The organism is Streptomyces sp. NPDC047081 (assembly GCF_040643775.1).
In the GTDB taxonomy this organism is placed as follows: Bacteria; Actinomycetota; Actinomycetes; order Streptomycetales; family Streptomycetaceae; genus Streptomyces.
Genome location: NZ_JBEYUY010000012.1, coordinates 219,221 through 237,470 on the forward strand (window position 1 = coordinate 219,221; position 18,250 = coordinate 237,470).

Genomic DNA, 18,250 nt, shown 5'->3' on the forward strand with positions numbered 1-18,250 from the left:
AAGTTCTCACCCCATGTCTGAGACAACTGGTGCCAGCTATGCGAGCGCGGGCGTCGACATCGAAGCGGGCGACCGCGCCGTAGAACTCATGAAGGAGTGGGTCAGGAAGACCCAGCGCCCCGAGGTCCTCGGCGGCCTCGGCGGTTTCGCCGGCCTCTTCGACGCCTCCGCCCTCAAGGGTTACGACCGTCCCCTGCTGGCCTCCGCCACGGACGGCGTCGGCACGAAGGTCGACATCGCGCGCCGGCTCGGCGTGTACGACACCATCGGCCACGACCTGGTCGCGATGGTCATGGACGACATCGTGGTGTGCGGCGCCGAGCCGCTGTTCATGACCGACTACATCTGCGTCGGCAAGGTCCACCCCGAGCGGGTCGCCGCGATCGTCAAGGGCATCGCCGAGGGCTGTGTGCTGGCCGGCTGCGCCCTGGTGGGCGGCGAGACGGCCGAACACCCCGGGCTGCTCGGCCCGGACGACTTCGACGTCGCCGGCGCCGGTACGGGCGTCGTGGAGGCCGACCGGCTGCTCGGCGCGGATCGCATCCGTACGGGTGACACCGTGATCGCCATGGCGGCCTCCGGTCTTCACTCGAACGGGTACTCGCTGGTCCGGCACGTCCTCCTCGACCAGGCCGGCCTCTCCCTCGACGCGCGCGTCGAGGAGCTCGGCCGCACCCTCGGCGAGGAGCTCCTGGAGCCCACCAAGATCTACTCGCTGGACTGCCTGGCGCTCACGCGGACGACCGATGTGCACGCCTTCTCGCACATCACCGGTGGCGGTCTGGCCGCCAACCTGGCCCGCGTGATCCCGGACGGCCTGCACGCGGTCGTCGACCGCTCCACCTGGACCCCGGCCCCGGTCTTCGACCTCGTCGGCCGGACCGGTCAGGTCGAGCGACTGGAGCTGGAGAAGACCCTCAACATGGGCGTGGGCATGATCGCCATCGTCCCCGAGGAGTCGACGGACGTGGCCCTGGCGACACTGGCGGACCGCGGCGTCGAGGCGTGGGTGGCCGGCGAGATCACCGACCGCGGCGAGCACACCACGGGTGCGGAACTGGTCGGCGACTACGACGCCTGACAGGCAGCGCAAAACCCGGTCCGGTGGTGGGAACCACCCCGGACCGGGTCAAGCACAGCTGGTGCGTCAAGCGCCGCGGCGATGTTGCGACGAAGGGCCGGACTCGTCGTCCTCGTCCTCATCGTCGTCGTTGTAGAGATCCGCGTACTGGGCGTACGGGTCGTCTTCGTCTTCGTCGTCCTCGAACGGCTCGCCGTTCGGCGGCTGGTTCGAAGTCGAAGCGCCCAGCTCGTTGGCCAGACGCGACAGGTCAGTCCCGCCGCTGTTGTACTTCAGCTGGCGGGCGACCTTCGTCTGCTTGGCCTTGGCCCGGCCGCGCCCCATGGCTCGACCCCCTCGGTGACGGGGCTCGACGGCCCCAGAGTCTTGACACGCGTTCATGATCTGGAACGGGCTCTCCGCAGAGAGACCGGTCCGTAGGGCTTCCACGGTACCTGAGCCCGCGCCCATACGGTACGTCGCCCGCAGGACGGGCCCGGGTCCAGGACCCTCGGGGCGCCCCGTCCCCGCTGGTCAACCGCGATTTTAACCACTTCTCGGCGGGCGACCCGCCGACGAACGTGAGAGTTCTCTCTAAGTGCCCGCCGACGGGTACCGGCCAAACGTTCAGAGCGCCTGTTTCGTGGCCGCCTCGTGCATCCGCTGTTCCGCGATCCGGTCGGCCGCCGCGGCCGGCGGAATCCCGTCCGCCTTCGCACGTGCGAATATGGCCAGCGTGGTGTCGAAGATCTTCGCCGCCTTGGCCCTGCACCGGTCGAAGTCGAAGCCGTGCAGCTCGTCGGCGACCTGGATGACCCCGCCGGCGTTCACCACGTAGTCCGGCGCGTAGAGGATCCCGCGGTCGGCGAGGTCCTTCTCCACACCCGGGTGTTCGAGCTGGTTGTTGGCGGCCCCGCAGACGATCCGCGCGGTGAGCGCGGGCACGGTGTCGTCGTTCAGGGCGCCGCCGAGCGCGCAGGGGGCGTAGATGTCCAGGCCCTCGACGCGGATCAGGGTCGCGGTGTCGGCGACGGCCGTCACGCCCTCCGGGTGCGCGGCGAGGATCCGGCCCACGGCCTCCTCGCGCACATCGGTGATCACGACCTCGGCGCCCTCCTCGCGCAGGTGCGCCACCAGGTGGTGGCCGACCTTGCCGACGCCGGCGATGCCGACCTTGCGGCCGCGCAGCGAGGGGTCGCCCCACAGGTGCTGGGCGCTGGCCCGCATGCCCTGGTAGACGCCGAACGCGGTGAGCACGGAGGAGTCGCCGGCGCCGCCGTTCTCGGGGGAACGCCCGGTCGTCCAGCGGCACTCGCGGGCCACGACGTCCATGTCGGCGACGTACGTGCCGACGTCGCAGGCGGTGACGTAGCGCCCGCCGAGGGAGGCGACCATGCGGCCGTAGGCGAGCAGCAGCTCCTCGCTCTTGTCGCGGTCCGGGTCGCCGATGATCACGGCCTTGCCGCCGCCGTGGTCGAGCCCGGCCATGGCGTTCTTGTACGACATCCCGCGCGCGAGGTTGAGCGCGTCGGCGACGGCCTCCGCCTCGGTCGCGTACGGGTAGAAGCGCGTACCGCCGAGGGCGGGGCCCAGCGCGGTGGAGTGGATGGCGATCACGGCCTTGAGGCCGCTGGCGCGGTCCTGGCAGAGCACGACTTGCTCATGTCCGCCCTGGTCCGAGTGGAACAGGGTGTGCAGTACATCAGCAGGTGCGCCGGTTACGTCGGTCACTGTGGTGACTCCTGAAGTAAGTAGCGGCGGGTGGAGACCAGCTCCCCGTGTGGGTGGCGGGGGCTGTGAGCACGAATTTAGACCCTCGCGGCCCCGCCATCCGCGCAGTGCTCAGGATCACCTACCACCGGAGTACGTCCGTGCGACGATTTGCATAGATTTCCCGCACGTTTGTGAGCGGGTTCCGCAGGTTTTCCCGGTGGTGGGCGGGGGAGGGAGCAGGCGTGCCCAAGGTGTCCTCGGTGATCGTCCCGTACGCGACGTACCTCCGCGTCTACGAACCGCTGGCAGCCTTCCCGGAGCCCGAGCGCACCCACTGGGCGCGCTACGCCCGCCGCCCCGACCGGCCGACGTACCAGGACGAACTGCGCCGTTCGCTGGCCGACTTGCTGCCCACCCCGCCGATCCCGGTGCCGGTGCACGAGAGCAGCGACGCGTTCGTGCTCGACGTGGACGGTGTCGTGTGCGTGTGCCCCTGGCGGACCCGGCTGCGCGGCTGGCAGGCGCTGCAGGAGCTGCCCGAGGAGCTGCCGCGGGCGGTCCTGGACGCGGCTCTGCCGGAGTTCGTACGGCGCCAGGCGACCGGCGACTACGAGCGCTGGCTGGTGCGCAACCCGGATGCCCGGCCGTGGATCCGCACCGGGACCTGGCAGGTGCCGCTGCACTGGTTCGTGCTGGTCTCCGACCAGGAGCGGCGCTTCGACAAGGGCTCGGGCGAGATCCCCGCGGCGCTGCGCTACCGGACGCCGATGGTGCAGGCGCGGCGGCGGGTGGCGCGGGCGCTGCGGGCGCTCAAGGACGCCATGGACGAGGGTCCGCTGATCGACGGGCTGGTGGACGTGGGGCGCTGGCTGGAGGAGTTCCACCCGCGCTCACTGGTCGAGCTGGACTACGGCGGGCTGGTGCACACCCTGTCGGCCGGCGAGCTGGAGGACGACCACTCGGCGGCCGATGTGGCCGAGGGCATCGAGGCGCTGCGGCAGGGCGACGGGGCGGCCGCCGGGGAGGCGTACGCGCGTCTCGTGGAGCGCTGGCGGTCCGTCAGGGACCGGCGCTCGGCGAACTAGGTAACGAACGGGCGTTTGACGAATCGCCCGTTTTGGGGTTTCGTCCTCGCACCGAGGTTCCTGAGGTTTCGTCAACATCGGACGTAGGCCCCGATACGGGCTTATGTGTCGAGCGTGACGGAACGCACGTACCCGGCCCTTGCGTCTCTTGCCCCTCCTCATGCCAAAATAGGACAAGGAGTCCGGGGAGGACTCCGCCCGCATTGCACGCTTTGGGGGGTCTGGTGACTCCTGATCGCTCTGTGACTGATCGTCACAGTGGCGTGACTGTCCGCTATGGCATGGTCCATCGGCTTCCGTCGCTGATGAACACCTGGAGGGGCAATTCCATCGGTTTGGCCCGAGCGGCTGGACAGATGGTGTAGTTGTAGTGCCGAGGACAAGCCGTTCGTCCTATAACCGACTCGACTCGCGTCCGCCATTTCGGGCAACGCGGGTCAAGGTGCAGAATTTAGAGGAAAGAACCGAGAAGGTTCGGTTCTCCCGAGGAGGCCGCTCATGACCGCTCGCACCCCTGATGCCGAGCCGCTGCTGACCCCGGCTGAGGTCGCCACGATGTTCCGCGTTGACCCGAAGACGGTCACGCGGTGGGCGAAGGCCGGCAAGCTCACGTCGATCCGTACGCTCGGCGGGCACCGCCGCTACCGCGAGGCGGAGGTCCGTGCTCTGCTCGCGGGCATCCCGCAGCAGCGCAGCGAGGCCTGACAACTCCATACCAGGGCAAATCGGCAGGTCCCCCAACTGCGCCGAAGTGCCCGAACCCTAGCTCCAAGCGACGCGGGTTCTGCCCCAACAGAGCCCACGCCCAAGCCCCTCCGGGCTTCCCAAGCAAGTTGTGAACAGGGTGCGTCGTTGATCGCGCTGGACTCCGCCGGGTCCAGCGCGATTTTTTTGTGCGCGCGGGGTGCCGGGCCGGGGCCGCTGTGAGCGGGCTTGTCGGAGTCTGGGGAGGGCTGTCGGATCTCCTGTGGACGGCCTCGGAGCGGGCGCCTCGACGCGGTGGGGTGAGGTGCCGGGAGTGGTGCAATTGCACATATTAAATTGACCAGTTGTAGGTGAGGGGTAAGTACCGCGGTTTCAGAAACTCATGCGGTGACACCCGTCACATGCTGGGGTCCTTGTTACCGTCGGTCCGCGTGCGATAGAGGAGGCGCGCTTTCCAGCGTCCCACGGGGAGAAGGGGGTTGGGCGCCGCCGATGGTCACGCACCGGCGGGACTTTCGTCCTCCATGACCTCGTCCGGCGCCTGAGCGGTTCTTGGTGCGGAGTCCATCGCCAGCCGCAGCAGGTGGTGGCAGATCGGGCAGTGGCGGGTCAGATGCCCGAAGGACGACGCGGCCGACAGATGCGCGCGGAGCAGAGCTCGCGTCTCGTGCCTGGCCGATGCCGCCATACGCCACCTCCAAGGGCCGCACGGGGAGCGCCCCTGTCTTCTGGGTACCGGCGCAGCCAGAAGCCGTCAAGACGGCGTGGGGCTCCGCCGGTCGCCGGGGGCGCGTGTGGCCGCCTGTGCATCGGCGCCCGGCGTCACGGTCACCGCCCTGGGGGCTGCCGCCCCCAAACCCCCGCTTCGGCCCTGAACGGGCCTCGTCCTCAAACTCCCCCGGAGGGGGCACCCCCAGACGGGCTGGATGATGCGGCCCGGCACCGAGACATGAAGAAGGCCCGCAACCCTTGCCGGGTGCGGGCCTTCCTCACGCATGCGGTCCTGACGGGATTTGCTGTGTTCGATTGCGGCTCCGCCGCGGGCGCGGCCTCCACCTTGACAGGGTGGCGATCAGAGAGTGGGGCGGGAACGAAGAAGGCCCGCATCCTTTGACGGGATGTGGGCCTACTTGCTTGCTGCGGTCCTGACGGGATTTGCTGTGTTCGATTGCGGCTCCGCCGCGGGCGCGGCCTCCACCTTGACAGGGTGGCGAGGGTTGATGGCATGAGAAAGGCCCGCAAACCCTTGCCGGGTGCGGGCCTTCCTCCTACATGCGGTCCTGACGGGATTTGAACCCGCGGCCTCCACCTTGACAGGGTGGCGAGCACTCCAAACTGCTCCACAGGACCAGGTTTCGCAGTGCGATTGGTGCGTTGCGCTGCGAGAAGAGACTGTACAGGAGGGTGTGCCCACCAGTCGAACTCACCCAGTGTGCGGGGTCGGTCACGGTGCGGCCGCGTCGATCGCCTTCACGATCCGCTTGTCCGAGACGGGGTACGCGGTGCCGAGGGCGTGGGCGAAGTAGCTGACCCGGAGCTCCTCGATCATCCAGCGGATGTCCGTGACGGAGGACGGGATCGGGCGGCCCTGGGGGAGTTGTTCCAGCAGCCAGGCGTACTCGTCCTGCATCTCGTGGACCTTTTCCATGCGGGTCGTGTCCCGCTGGACGCTCGTCGGCATCTGCTGGAGACGCCGGTCCGCGGCGACCAGGTACCGCATCAGGTCGGGCAGGCGCCGGATCCCCGTCGCCGTCACGAAGCCCGGCCGCACGAGCGCGTCCAGCTGCTTGCGTACGTCCTGGAGGTTCGCCAGGAGCACCGGGCTGTTCACGGACTTCAGGCGCCGCTCACAGGCCTGCCAGGCCGCCAGCACCTGCTGCACCTGCCCCACCGTACGCACCGTCGTGTCCACGATCTCCGCGCGCACCTTGTCGTACAGCTTCCGGTACGACTCCTCGTCCCACGCCGGCCCCCCGAAGTCCCCGATCAGCTTGTCCGCCGCCGCCATCGCGCAGTCGTCGAACAGGGCCTGGATCGAGCCGTGCGGGTTGGCGGACAGCGCGAGCTTCTGGGCGTTCGTCAGCTTCTCCGACGCGAACTTCGCCGGGTTCACCGGGATGTTGCGCAGGATCAGCCGGCGCGTGCCCTTCCACATCGCCTCCGCCTGCTCGGCCTCCGTGTCGAAGAGCCGTACGGAGACCGTGTCGCCGTCGTCCACCAGCGCCGGGTACGCCTTCACCGGCTGGCCGGCCCGGCGCGTCTCGAAGACGCGGGTCAGGGAGCCGATCGTCCAGTCCGTCAGGCCCTTGCGCTCCAGGGACTCGCCGCCCTCGCGGGACGCGGTGGCCGCGGCGGCCTGGGACAGCGCCTGGCGGGCCTTCGGCTTCAGGCGCAGCCGCAGCGTCTCCAGGTCCTTGTCCTCGGCCAGCTTCCGCCGCCGCTCGTCCACGATCCGGAACGTGATGCGCAGATGCTCGGGAACCCGGGACCAGTCGAAGTCCTCGGCGGTGAAGGGGACTCCGACCATGCGCTTGAGCTCGCGGGCCATGGTCGTGGTCAGGGGCTCCTGCAGCGGGACAGCCGTGTCCAGGAACCTCTTCGCGAAGTTCGGCGCCGGTACGTAGTTGCGGCGGATCGGCTTCGGGAGGGAACGGATCAGCTCCGTCACCAGCTCCTCCCGCAGGCCCGGGATCTGCCAGTCGAAGCCCTCGTCCTTGACCTGGTTGAGGACCTGGAGCGGGATGTGCACCGTCACACCGTCCGCGTCCGCGCCCGGCTCGAACTGGTACGTGACACGGAACTTGAGCTGCCCCTGCCGCCAACTGTCCGGATAGTCCGCCTTGGTGACCGCCTCCGCCGACTCCCGGATGAGCATCTCCCGCTCGAAGTCCAGGAATTCGGGCTGCTCGTGCCGCTTCCGCTTCCACCAGGAGTCGAAGTGCGCGCCGGACACGACGTGTTCGGGCACCCGGGCGTCGTAGAAGTCGAAGAGCGTGTCGTCGTCCACGACGATGTCCCGGCGCCGGGCGCGGTGTTCGAGCTCCTCGACCTCGCTCAGCAGCTTGCGGTTGTCGGCGAAGAACTTGTGGTGCGTACGCCAGTCGCCCTCGACCAGCGCGTTGCGGATGAACAGCTCGCGGCTGACCTCCGGGTCGATGCGGCCGTAGTTGACCTTCCGGTCGGCGACGATCGGGACGCCGTACAGCGTGACCTTCTCGTACGCCATCACCGCCGCCTGGTCCTTCTCCCAGTGCGGTTCGGAGTACGTGCGCTTCAGCAAATGCTCGGCCAGGGGCTCGACCCACTCCGGCTCGATCTTCGCGTTGACGCGCGCCCAGAGGCGGGAAGTCTCCACCAGCTCCGCCGACATCACGAACCGCGGCGGCTTCTTGAAGAGCGCCGAGCCGGGGAAGATCGCGAACTTGGCGTTGCGGGCGCCCAGATACTCGTTCTTCGCGCCGTCCTTCACGTCCTTCATGCCGATGTGCGAGAGCAGGCCGGCGAGGAGGGAGACGTGGACGGACTGGTCGGGTGCGTCGTCCTCGTTCAGATGGATGCCCATCTGCTTGGCGACGGTCCTCAACTGCGTGTAGATGTCCTGCCATTCGCGGATGCGCAGGAAGTTCAGGTACTCCTGCTTGCACATCCGGCGGAAGGACGACGACCCCCGCTCCTTCTGCTGCTCACGGACGTACCGCCACAGGTTCAGATACGCGAGGAAGTCGCTGGTCTCGTCCTTGAAGCGGGCGTGCTGCTGGTCGGCCTGCGCCTGCTTCTCCGCCGGGCGCTCGCGCGGGTCCTGGATCGACAGCGCGGCGGCTATGACCATGACCTCGCGGACACAGCCGTTCTTGTCGGCCTCCAGGACCATGCGCGCCAGACGCGGGTCGACGGGCAGCTGGGCCAGCTTGCGGCCGGTCTGCGTCAGCCGCTTGCGTACGTCCTTCTCGGCCGGGTCCAACGCGCCCAGTTCCTGGAGGAGTTGGACACCGTCGCGGATGTTGCGGTGGTCCGGCGGATCGATGAACGGGAACTTCTCGATGTCGCCGAGGCCGGCCGCGGTCATCTGGAGGATGACGGACGCGAGGTTCGTACGGAGGATCTCCGCGTCCGTGAACTCCGGGCGGGCGAGGAAGTCGTCCTCGGAGTAGAGGCGGATGCAGATGCCGTCGGACGTACGGCCGCAGCGGCCCTTGCGCTGGTTGGCGCTGGCCTGGGAGACCGGCTCGATGGGCAGCCGCTGGACCTTGGTGCGGTGGCTGTAGCGGCTGATGCGGGCGAAGCCGGGATCGATGACGTACTTGATGCCCGGGACCGTCAGCGACGTCTCGGCGACGTTCGTAGCCAGAACGATCCTGCGCCCGGTGTGCGGCTGGAAGACGCGGTGCTGCTCGGCGTGCGAGAGGCGGGCGTAGAGGGGCAGGATCTCGGTGCCCTGCCAATTAGCGCCTCCGGCGCGGGGGTACTGCTTGCGCGTGAGCGCGTCCGCCGTGTCCCGGATCTCGCGCTCGCCCGAGAGGAAGACGAGGATGTCGCCCTTCCCCTCGCCCTGGAGCTCCTCGACGGCATCGCAGATCGCGGTGATCTGGTCGCGGTCGGAGTCGTCCGAGTCCTCTTCGAGGAGCGGCCGGTAGCGGACCTCCACCGGATACGTCCGTCCGCTCACCTCGATGATCGGGGCGTCGCCGAAGTGCCGGGAGAAACGCTCCGGGTCGATGGTCGCGGAGGTGATGACGACCTTGAGGTCGGGCCGGCGCGGCAGCAGCTGCGCCAGGTAGCCGAGCAGGAAGTCGATGTTCAGGGACCGCTCGTGGGCCTCGTCGATGATGATCGTGTCGTAGGCGCGCAGCTCGCGGTCGGTCTGGATCTCGGCGAGCAGGATGCCGTCGGTCATCAGCTTGATGAAGGTGGAGTCCTGGTTCACCTGGTCGGTGAAGCGCACCTTCCAGCCGACGGCCTCCCCGAGCGGGGTGTCCAGCTCCTCGGCGACACGCTCGGCGACGGTACGGGCGGCGATACGGCGGGGCTGGGTGTGCCCGATCATGCCCTTCACGCCACGGCCGAGCTCCAGACAGATCTTGGGGATCTGCGTGGTCTTGCCGGACCCGGTCTCACCGGCGACGATCACGACCTGGTGGTCGCGGATCGCGTCGGCGATGTCGCTCTTCTTCTGGCTGACCGGGAGCTGCCCGGGATACGTGACCGCGGGCACGCGGGCGCGCCGGGTGCCGATGCGCTCCTCGGCCTTGCCGATCTCCGCCTCGATCTCGGCGAGTACGGCGGCACGGGCCTCCGGCTTGCGGATCTTGCGCGCGCCTTCGAGCCTGCGCCCGAGCCGCTGCGCGTCGCGCAGGGAGAGCTCGGTCAGGCGGGGGGCGAGATCACCGAGGGCCGGCGAACCGGGCGCCGGGGTGCCAGGTGCCGGAGTGCCGGGGGCAGGATGCGTAGACATACGCGATCCAGGATCTCATCCCCGGGAAATCCGTGGCGAACCATTTGTGGCGGGTGCCTCAGGACGCCTCGGAGGTCCGCTGGGCGGGAGGCGCGGCCGGGGCGGCGGGCGTGGCCGCAGGCGCCGGTGCCGGCTGCTGCTGCCGTGCCACGCCGTCCCCCAGCGCGATCGACTTCGCGGTGTTGGAGACGGCCTTGATGCCCAGGTAGGCGGTGGTCATGCTGCTCACCGCGGTGAAGGCGGCGGTGAGGACGCCGACGATCACCGACCTGTCCCCACCGAGCCGCCACACCCCGAAGATCGCGACCCCGGCGATGGCCAGGTTGCTGATCACCACGGCCAGCAGCCCGTACCGGGCCCGGCTCTTCTCCAACTCGGTGTCCCCCATGGGCCTGGAAGGTAGCGCCCGGTGGGGCGCGGTGCCAAGCCGGTCACCGCACGTCGACGTAGTCCTCCCGGCCGTCGCCGACGAAGTGCTTGCTGTCGGGGTACAGGAAGACGGGCACCCAGGTGCCGTCCTGCGTCGCCTTGAACCCCTTGGCGAAGGAGCCGTTGGTCTGCGTGGTGACGGTGGTCATCAGGTACCAGGTGGTCTTGCCCTTGGGCCGGAAGAGGATCTGCACCTTCTTGCCGCCGTACGCCTTCCAGGTCGTACTGCCGACCTTGAGCTCCTGGAGCACGCCCTTCACCGTGATCGTGTGGCCCTTGGTCACCGGCTCGGGGGACGCGTTGGCGTCCTTGATCCGGGTGAGGGCGCGGTTGCGGCGCAGGGCGGTGCTGAGGGTGCCCTTGATGTCCTTGGTGGAGGAACCGCCGTAGTGCAGGCGCCAGTAGCCGTCGGTGTAGCCGGGCAGCTTCTCGACGGTGAACTGGGAGCCGAAGGTGGTCTTGACGGTCTTCTTCGTGCTCCAGCCGGTCTTGCCGTCGGCCGAGTACTGGATGTCGACGCTGGCCTGGTCACTGGTGTCGCGGCCGATCAGGTCGAGGGTGCCGTTCACGGTCAGCTGGGCGTACTTGTCCAGGGATGCCGTGAAGCCGGAGAACTTCGTCGTCGCGGTGACGGCGACGGTGACGTCCGCGGTCGTGGTGCGCTGGATGAAGGGGTTGTACGGGTACGGCTGGAAGGCCACCTCGAAGACGCTCGTGCTGCCCCAGGGGGACTTCACCAAGGAGAAGCGGCCGTTCGCGTCGGTCGTCGCGTCGACGGGGTTGCAGGTGGTGCAGTCCTTGTAGTCCATCTCCAGCGGGATGCCGGACAGCGGCTTCCACTCGTCGCCGTACTGGTACTGGAGGGTGCCGGTGACGTCGACCTTGTCGCCCGCGGTGACGTGGAAGCTGCTCTTGTCGAGGACGAACCGGGTCGGCGCGGCCTGCGGCCTGACGTCGACCCAGGGGACGGTGGCGAAGCCCAGGTCGCCGTTGTACTGGGCGAAGGTCCAGCCGCCCGACGTCGTCTCGTCGGAGGCGGCGAAGTGGCCGGCCTCGTCCGTGACGACGGTCGTGTCCTGGTTCTCGTCGAACGTGAGGTCCACGGTGGCGCCGGGCAGCGGCACGGTCTCGCGGGTGCTGGGGTCGCGGACGACCATGTCGCCGGTGGCCGTGACCGTCCGGTGCTCGATGTCCGGCTCGGTCGGCGTGACGGCGAAGCCGGTGATGACGGGCTGCTTCTGGTAGTGCAGGGTGCCCGCGTTCTGCTGGACGGTGGTCTCGCCGCTGCTGTCGGTGGCCTCGACGTCGACCGTGTAGTCACCGAGGGTGTCCAGGTGGATGGGCTGGGAGGCCCAGATCCCCTCCCACGAGCTGACGTAGTACTTCTTCGTGAAGTCGGTGATCGTGGCCACCGGCGGGTCCGACTCGCTGCCGCCGACCGGGCGGAGCGTCGCGGTGACCTTGTCGATGTCGCCGCTGTAGTTGAGGCGTACGTCGAGGACCGACCAGTCGGCCGAGTCGCTGTACGCGTCCTCCACGTTCGGCCCGGCGGCATGGGCGGTGCCGGGTAGCGCAAGGGTGCCGACCAGCACGGCCCCGGCCGTCACCAGCCCTCTGGCGATGTGTCTCAAGAACCCCCCTCAGGTCCCCTGTGGACGACGAAACCCCCCTCCGGATGTCCGGGAGGGGGGTTTCGTGCTTGTGGCTGGGGCCGGGGTCGAACCGGCGACCTATCGCTTTTCAGGCGATCGCTCGTACCAACTGAGCTACCCAGCCACGAAGCTTCCGCGGAAGCTTCAGCGGTCCTGACGGGATTTGAACCCGCGGCCTCCACCTTGACAGGGTGGCGAGCACTCCAAACTGCTCCACAGGACCAAGCTGTGTGGGCGACCACCAGTGTCGCACACGGTTTTGCGTGCCCCCAACGGGATTCGAACCCGTGCTACCGCCTTGAAAGGGCGGCGTCCTAGGCCGCTAGACGATGAGGGCTATCGGCCCGCCTGGGCGCTTCTCAGCGCGTCGGGGACGTGAGAAGCATATGGGATGGGGGGAGGTATCGCCAAAACGGTTTACGGCCCCGAGGAGGTGGGGGCTGACGGGGTGGCCGAGGACGGGGAGGACGGGGAGGGGGAGGCCGCTCCCGGCTGGTTCTCCTTCGGGAGGTGGCGGGTGACCTCGGCCGTCGTCTCGCCCAGGCCGCCCAGTTTGATCGCGTCCCAGGCCTGCAGGCGCTTGGTGTCCCGGTCGAAGTACAGGATCGAGGCCTCGATCGGCGCCGGGTACTTGTGTTCGAGGGCGCGGAGGCCGCTGCCGCCCGTCGAGCCCTCCATGCGCAGGCGGGTGCCGTACTTCAGGATCTCGTCGCCCTCGTGGTGCAGGTGGCCGCAGAGGACGAGGGGTACCTCGCCGTCGACCTCGCGTGCGGCCGACGGCTCGTGGGCCATGGCCACGTCCACCGGCGTGCCCGCGGTCCGCTGGTCGCGCAGGGCCGCGGCGAGGCGGTCGCCGGCCAGTTCCTCGGAGGCGTCCGCGCCCGGCGGGTTGGAGCGGTCGGGGGTGAACTGGGGGTCGCCGATGCCGGCGAAGCGCAGGCCGGCGATGGTTTCCGCGCGGCCGTTGTCGAGGACGTGGACGTTCTTCATGCGGGAGAGGTAGCGCTGGGTGGTGGCCGAGTCGTGGTTGCCGCGGACCCAGACATACGGCGCCCCGAGGTCGGCGATCGGGTCCAGGAAGCCGTTCTCGGCCGCCGTGCCGTGGTCCATCGTGTCGCCGGTGTCGACGATCACGTTCACCTTGTACTGGTCCACCAGCGAGGCGATGATCTTCCAGCTCGCCGGGTTGAGGTGGATGTCCGAGACGTGCAGGACGCGGACGGTCGTGGGGTCCGGCTGGTAGGCGGGGAGCGTGGACGTGACGTCGTACAGCTTCGTCACGTTCGTCACCAGGCGCGCCAGCTCCTTCTGGTAGACGTCGAACTCGGTGACGATGTTGCGCGCGTTGCCCACCAGGGACGGGGCCGAGGACAGGAGCCCCGAGTACTTCGGTTCGAGTACGGAGTTCGGGTTCCAGGTCGCGTACGCCGTCGCGCCGGAGGCCGCGAGGAGGGCGAGGGCGGTGCCGCCGGCGGCGAGGGCGCGGCGGGGGCGGCGGTAGACGGCGAGACCGAGGGCGGTGGCGCCGGAGACGACCGCGATGCCGGAGCGCAGGGCGAGGTCGAGGGTGCCGTGTTCGACGTCGTGGGCGACCTCGTCCTGGAGGCCGGAGAGGCGTTCGGGGTGGTCGACCAGGGCCGAGGCGCGCTCGGGGTCGAGCTGGTCGACGTTGACGTCCAGGCGGACCGGCCCGTGGTGGCTGTTCAGCTCCAGCGCGCCCAGCGGGGAGATGTTGATCTTCGTGCCGCCGGTGAGGGAGGGGCGCAGGGTCATCGTCGTGTTCATCGGGCCGACGGGGACACGGACGTTGCCGACGGCCAGCAGGCCCAGCCAGGCGCCGAGCAGCACGACCGCGACCAGGCCCAGGCCGCGGGCCCAGGGGTTGGGGCGGGCGGCGAGTTCGAGGGCCGGGCCCGGGCGGCGGGTGCGGTGGCGGCGGGTGAGGAGGTGCGGGGTCCTTCGTATCCGGTTCAGGGCGGTCACGGCGATGGCGGGTACGCGGGCCATTGGTCCCGTATGCCCAAGTGCGGGGGCGGGTATGCGCCGGACGGCCGGGGTCAGCCCCAGCCGAGTTCGTGGAGGCGTTTGTCGTCGATGCCGAAGTGGTGGGCGACCTCGTGGATCACGGTCACGGCCACCTCGTGGACGACGTCCTCGGCGGTTTCGCAGGAGCGCAGGGTCGGGCCCATGTAGATGGAGATGCGGTCGGGCAGGACGCCCGCGTACCACTCGCCGCGGTCGGTGAGGGGCGTGCCCTCGTACAGGCCCAGCAGCTCGGGGTCGTCGGCTGGGGGTTCGTCCTCCACGAACACGGCGACGTTGTCCATGACCCGGGTCAGCTCCGGCGGGATCCGGTCCAGGGCCTGGCTGACGAGTTCCTCGAACGATTCGCGTGTCATCTCCAGCACAGAGCCATTGTCAGGGACGAGGCGCTCGGGTGGGCCCATGTACTCGGGAGGGGATGAGTACGTGCGCTCTGGGCGTGGGCCGGGCGGGTGGCGAGGCTGGGCTCATGAGCCAAGGACTTTTCGTACGTGTTCGCCTGCTGGGACCGGCCCTGCTGCCGGCCGCGGTGTCGCTGGGGGCGTGGGCCGCGTGGCTGGGCTGGGACCAGCGGCGTGATGTGCATGCCGACGGTACGACGACTGGGCCGTACGAGGCGTGGCAGGTGGTCGGTCTTGTACTGACGCTGCTGGCGGCGGTGTGCTGGGCGGCTGCCCGGCGCCAGGTCGCGGGCGCGGTGCTCGGTACGACGGCGGGTCTCACGGTCGCTGCCTATTACGACTGGTCGGACGACGCCGGCGGGCTTTACGCGGTCGGTGTCGGGATGGTCATGGTCGGAAGCCTTGTCGTGACGACCGTGGTCTCCAATGTGATCGCTTCGGTGACGTGGGGTGGCGGGCGGACCGCGGCTTGATCGTGCCGGGTGCGGACGGCGGGTGCGTGTCCTCTTGCGGGCGGCGGGAGTTGAGGAGGTTGACTTCTTTCCCGCCCTCGGAGGTGGCTTCCCGTGCGCCCGAAGTACGTACCCGTCCGACTGGCCGCCACGGTCATGGCCGTCGCCGCTGCCGCCGGCTGTATGAGCGTGGGTGACGACGGGGGAGGCGGGGGCGCGAAGCCCTCGCATTCGGCGGGGCAGCGGGGTGGTGAGGCGCCGGACGGGGGGTCGGCGGTGTCCGGCGGGGGGTTCGGGGTGGCCGCCGACGGCAAGCACGGTGGGAAGAAGGGCAAGGGGGAGGCGACGGAGTCGGCCTCGCCGTCCGCGTCGCCGTCCGCCGACGCGAGCGCGTCCGCGCCGGTGAAGGGGAAGCCGGACGTGAGCGGGAAGCCGGGGGCCGCTACGCCGACCAAGGCGGCGCCTACGCCTACGCGGACGGCCGATCCGCAGCCGACGCCGAGTGATCCGCCGCCGACTGCTACGCAGGAGCCGACGCCGTCCGCCGAGCCGTCGTCTTCGGCGCACGGGGAGACGGCACCGCAACTGGCGGAGCGGGAGCCGGCGCCGACGGCTGGGGCGCCGGTGTAGGCGTTGGGGGTGCGGGGAGTTCGGCACCGCCGGGATGCGGCGTCGTGGCTGGGCGCCGTTGCGGCGGAAGGCAGAAAGCGGCGTGGAGTAAGCGGTTGGGCTTGCGCGAAGGCGGAGTCGTGCAGCGAGCCGCGGAGGTGAGTGACCTTGCCTACACCGGGGGGAGCTGGTTTGCCTTTGGGGGTGGGGGGTGCGTATGGTGGTAGATCGTTTGATCCCATTGCCCGGCGCCATTGCAGAGAGCGCCGTGTGGCGCGTTCTCTCCCTTGCCGTGGCTGACCGCATAGAGGCGGTCGTATTGCGAATCACGGAGTTGACGGGCGCGTGCCGACGAGACTCCGGAAGGTTTCGCTTACGCATGTCCATTTCCAGTACTGATCACGTCGTCGTGCCCGAGAACGGCGAGAACGACACGGTCGAAGAGGTCCTCACCGAGACGGTCGAGGAGACCCCCTCGGTCACCTTCGCCGACCTCGGTCTCCCCGAGGGCGTCGTGCGCAAGCTCGCGCAGAACGGCGTGACCACCCCCTTCCCGATCCAGGCCGCGACCATCCCGGACGCCCTGGCCGGCAAGGACATCCTCGGCCGTGGCCGCACCGGCTCCGGCAAGACCCTCTCCTTCGGTCTGCCGACGCTGGCGACGCTCGCCGGCGGGCACACCGCGAAGCACAAGCCGCGCGCCGTCATCCTCACGCCGACCCGTGAGCTCGCCATGCAGGTGGCGGACGCCCTCCAGCCCTACGGCGACGTCCTCGGCCTGAAGATGAAGGTCGTCTGCGGCGGTACGTCCATGGGCAACCAGATCTACGCGCTGGAGCGCGGCGTCGACATCCTCGTCGCCACCCCCGGCCGTCTCCGCGACATCATCAACCGCGGCGCCTGCTCCCTCGAGGACGTCCAGATCGCCGTCCTCGACGAGGCCGACCAGATGTCCGACCTGGGCTTCCTGCCCGAGGTCACCGAGCTGCTCGACCAGGTCCCGGCCGGCGGCCAGCGCATGCTCTTCTCCGCGACCATGGAGAACGAGATCAAGACCCTCGTCGACCGGTACCTCAACAACCCGGTCTCGCACGAGGTCGACGCCGCCCAGGGTGCCGTCACGACCATGTCGCACCACATCCTGATCGTGAAGCCCAAGGACAAGGCGCCGGTCACCGCGGCCATCGCCTCCCGCAAGGGCCGCACCATCATCTTCGTCCGCACCCAGCTCGGCGCCGACCGCGTCGCCGAGCAGCTGCGCGACGCCGGTGTGAAGGCCGACGCGCTGCACGGCGGTATGACGCAGGGCGCGCGGACGCGGACGCTGGCCGACTTCAAGGACGGGTACGTCAACGTCCTCGTCGCCACCGACGTCGCCGCCCGCGGTATCCACGTCGACGGCATCGACCTGGTCCTGAACGTGGACCCGGCCGGCGACCACAAGGACTACCTGCACCGCGCCGGCCGTACCGCCCGCGCGGGCCGCACCGGCACGGTCGTATCCCTGTCGCTGCCGCACCAGCGGCGCCAGATCTTCCGGCTGATGGAGGACGCGGGCGTCGACGCCGGGCGGCACATCATCAACTCCGGTACGGCCTTCGACCCCGAGGTCGCCGAGATCACCGGCGCCCGTTCGATGACCGAGGTCCAGTCCGAGTCCGCGGCCAACGCGGCGCAGCAGGCCGAGCGCGAGGTCGCCCAGCTCGCCAAGCAGCTGGAGCGGGCGCAGCGGCGCGCGACCGAGCTGCGCGAGGAGGCGGACCGGCTGGTGGCGCGGGTCGCCCGCGAGCGTGGCGAGACCGCGACATTTGAGGGCTCGACCGCGGTGGCCGAGGCGCAGGCTGCGGTGGCCGAGGCTGCCGTCGAGGCGGCCGAGGTGTCCGTGCCCGAGCAGCCGGTCGCCCAGGAGGTCGACAGGGCCGAGGCCCCGGCGCCGTACGAGCGTCGTGAGCGTCGGGACAACGACCGTGGCGGCTTCCGCCGGGACGACCGTCGGGACGACCGCGGTGGCCGTTCCTTCAACCGTGACCGTGACGACCGTGGCGGCCGTTCCTTCGAGCGTCGGGACAACGACCGTGGCGGCTTCCGTCGCGACGACCGTCGGGACGACCGCGGTGGCCGTTCCTTCAACCGCGACGACCGTCGTGACGACCGCGGTGGCTTCAACCGCGACCGTGACGACCGTGGCGGCCGTTCCTTCGAGCGTCGGGACAACGACCGTGGCGGGTTCCGCCGGGACGACCGTCGGGACGACCGGGGTGGCCGTTCCTTCAACCGTGACCGTGACGACCGTGGCGGCCGTTCCTTCGAGCGTCGGGACAACGACCGCGGCGGGTTCCGTCGCGACGACCGTCCGGCCGGGCGTTCCTTCGAGCGCCGGGACGAGCGTGGCGGTCACCGTGGCAGCGACCGTCCCTTCAACCGCGACCGCCGCGACGACCGTCCGGGCTTCCGCTCCGGCGGCCACGAGCGTCCCTACGGCCGCCGTGACGACCACCGCGGCACCGGCGGCGGCTCGTCCTTCGGGCGCCGCGACGACAAGCCCCGCTGGAAGCGCAACGGCTGACGCGGAGTGAGCTGACGAAGGGCCCGTACGACATGGTCGTACGGGCCCTTCGTGTACACCTGGCGCTGGTACTCTCCCCCCGC

Annotated in this window: 14 protein-coding genes and 4 tRNA genes; 6 read left to right on the plus strand and 12 right to left on the minus strand. The window is 69.7% G+C overall.

Annotated features, from left to right (window positions below; genetic code table 11):
* Positions 1-13 precede the first annotated feature (13 nt).
* A complete protein-coding gene (purM, locus tag ABZ848_RS24425) occupies positions 14-1,081 on the plus strand; it encodes a phosphoribosylformylglycinamidine cyclo-ligase (RefSeq protein WP_360835098.1) in 1,068 nt (355 codons plus the stop codon).
* Positions 1,082-1,147: 66 nt separating this feature from the next.
* On the opposite strand, the gene ABZ848_RS24430 is transcribed toward purM, so the two are convergent.
* On the minus strand, positions 1,148-1,405 hold the full coding sequence (locus ABZ848_RS24430) for a DUF3073 domain-containing protein (RefSeq protein WP_360835100.1): 258 nt from the start codon (positions 1,403-1,405) through the stop codon (positions 1,148-1,150).
* Between the two features lie 282 nt (positions 1,406-1,687).
* A complete protein-coding gene (locus ABZ848_RS24435) occupies positions 1,688-2,791 on the minus strand; it encodes a Glu/Leu/Phe/Val dehydrogenase dimerization domain-containing protein (RefSeq protein ID WP_360835102.1) in 1,104 nt (367 codons plus the stop codon).
* Positions 2,792-3,015: 224 nt separating this feature from the next.
* On the opposite strand from ABZ848_RS24435, the gene ABZ848_RS24440 reads away from it, so the two are divergent.
* Complete coding sequence (locus tag ABZ848_RS24440; protein ID WP_360835104.1) at positions 3,016-3,858, plus strand: hypothetical protein; 843 nt, start codon at positions 3,016-3,018, stop codon at positions 3,856-3,858.
* Between the two features lie 498 nt (positions 3,859-4,356).
* Positions 4,357-4,563 (plus strand): developmental transcriptional regulator BldC, encoded by a 207-nt coding sequence (gene bldC, locus ABZ848_RS24445; RefSeq protein ID WP_003949541.1) that lies wholly within the window; start codon positions 4,357-4,359, stop codon positions 4,561-4,563.
* Positions 4,564-5,059: 496 nt separating this feature from the next.
* Here bldC and ABZ848_RS24450 read toward each other — a convergent pair whose 3' ends face one another.
* From ABZ848_RS24450 to ABZ848_RS24495, 10 genes are all read right to left on the minus strand, one after another.
* The gene (locus ABZ848_RS24450) at positions 5,060-5,251 is read right to left on the minus strand and encodes a DUF6274 family protein (RefSeq protein WP_360835106.1); all 192 of its coding nucleotides are present in this window, start codon (positions 5,249-5,251) and stop codon (positions 5,060-5,062) included.
* A 587-nt stretch (positions 5,252-5,838) separates the two neighbouring features.
* A tRNA-Asp gene (locus ABZ848_RS24455) sits at positions 5,839-5,913 on the minus strand.
* Between the two features lie 94 nt (positions 5,914-6,007).
* Entirely contained in the window at positions 6,008-10,015 is a 4,008-nt protein-coding gene (gene hrpA, locus ABZ848_RS24460; RefSeq protein ID WP_360835108.1) for an ATP-dependent RNA helicase HrpA, read from the minus strand.
* 58 nt (positions 10,016-10,073) lie between these two features.
* Positions 10,074-10,403, minus strand: a complete 330-nt coding sequence (locus tag ABZ848_RS24465; protein WP_360835110.1) for a hypothetical protein — start codon at positions 10,401-10,403, stop codon at positions 10,074-10,076.
* A gap of 43 nt (positions 10,404-10,446) precedes the next feature.
* Positions 10,447-12,075, minus strand: coding sequence for a hypothetical protein (locus ABZ848_RS24470; RefSeq protein ID WP_360835112.1), 1,629 nt, complete (start codon positions 12,073-12,075; stop codon positions 10,447-10,449).
* 71 nt (positions 12,076-12,146) lie between these two features.
* Positions 12,147-12,220: transfer RNA gene (locus ABZ848_RS24475), tRNA-Phe, on the minus strand.
* 24 nt (positions 12,221-12,244) lie between these two features.
* Positions 12,245-12,319 (minus strand) — tRNA-Asp (locus ABZ848_RS24480).
* A 41-nt stretch (positions 12,320-12,360) separates the two neighbouring features.
* Positions 12,361-12,433, minus strand: a tRNA-Glu gene (locus ABZ848_RS24485).
* A gap of 80 nt (positions 12,434-12,513) precedes the next feature.
* Positions 12,514-14,103: a metallophosphoesterase gene (locus tag ABZ848_RS24490; protein ID WP_360835114.1), complete on the minus strand. Its 1,590-nt coding sequence runs from the start codon at positions 14,101-14,103 to the stop codon at positions 12,514-12,516.
* Between the two features lie 50 nt (positions 14,104-14,153).
* Positions 14,154-14,504, minus strand: coding sequence for a metallopeptidase family protein (locus ABZ848_RS24495; RefSeq protein WP_360835116.1), 351 nt, complete (start codon positions 14,502-14,504; stop codon positions 14,154-14,156).
* A 104-nt stretch (positions 14,505-14,608) separates the two neighbouring features.
* Between ABZ848_RS24495 and ABZ848_RS24500 the strand changes: the two genes are divergently transcribed.
* The 3 genes from ABZ848_RS24500 to ABZ848_RS24510 all read left to right on the plus strand — a co-directional run bounded on the left by ABZ848_RS24500 (position 14,609) and on the right by ABZ848_RS24510 (position 18,167).
* Positions 14,609-15,013, plus strand: a complete 405-nt coding sequence (locus tag ABZ848_RS24500; protein WP_360835118.1) for a hypothetical protein — start codon at positions 14,609-14,611, stop codon at positions 15,011-15,013.
* A gap of 93 nt (positions 15,014-15,106) precedes the next feature.
* On the plus strand, positions 15,107-15,622 hold the full coding sequence (locus ABZ848_RS24505) for a hypothetical protein (RefSeq protein WP_360835120.1): 516 nt from the start codon (positions 15,107-15,109) through the stop codon (positions 15,620-15,622).
* 358 nt (positions 15,623-15,980) lie between these two features.
* A complete protein-coding gene (locus ABZ848_RS24510) occupies positions 15,981-18,167 on the plus strand; it encodes a DEAD/DEAH box helicase (RefSeq protein ID WP_360835122.1) in 2,187 nt (728 codons plus the stop codon).
* Positions 18,168-18,250: the final 83 nt, after the last annotated feature.

Bases quoted from the DNA above. Each gene is read 5' to 3' on its own strand.
- purM (WP_360835098.1), top strand. From the start codon at position 14: ATGTCTGAGACAACTGGTGCCAGCTATGCGAGCGCGGGCGTCGACATC.
- ABZ848_RS24430 (WP_360835100.1), bottom strand. From the start codon at position 1,405: ATGGGGCGCGGCCGGGCCAAGGCCAAGCAGACGAAGGTCGCCCGCCAG.
- bldC (WP_003949541.1), top strand. From the start codon at position 4,357: ATGACCGCTCGCACCCCTGATGCCGAGCCGCTGCTGACCCCGGCTGAG.
- ABZ848_RS24450 (WP_360835106.1), bottom strand. From the start codon at position 5,251: ATGGCGGCATCGGCCAGGCACGAGACGCGAGCTCTGCTCCGCGCGCAT.
- hrpA (WP_360835108.1), bottom strand. From the start codon at position 10,015: ATGTCTACGCATCCTGCCCCCGGCACTCCGGCACCTGGCACCCCGGCG.
- ABZ848_RS24465 (WP_360835110.1), bottom strand. From the start codon at position 10,403: ATGGGGGACACCGAGTTGGAGAAGAGCCGGGCCCGGTACGGGCTGCTG.
- ABZ848_RS24490 (WP_360835114.1), bottom strand. From the start codon at position 14,103: ATGGCCCGCGTACCCGCCATCGCCGTGACCGCCCTGAACCGGATACGA.
- ABZ848_RS24500 (WP_360835118.1), top strand. From the start codon at position 14,609: ATGAGCCAAGGACTTTTCGTACGTGTTCGCCTGCTGGGACCGGCCCTG.
- ABZ848_RS24510 (WP_360835122.1), top strand. From the start codon at position 15,981: ATGTCCATTTCCAGTACTGATCACGTCGTCGTGCCCGAGAACGGCGAG.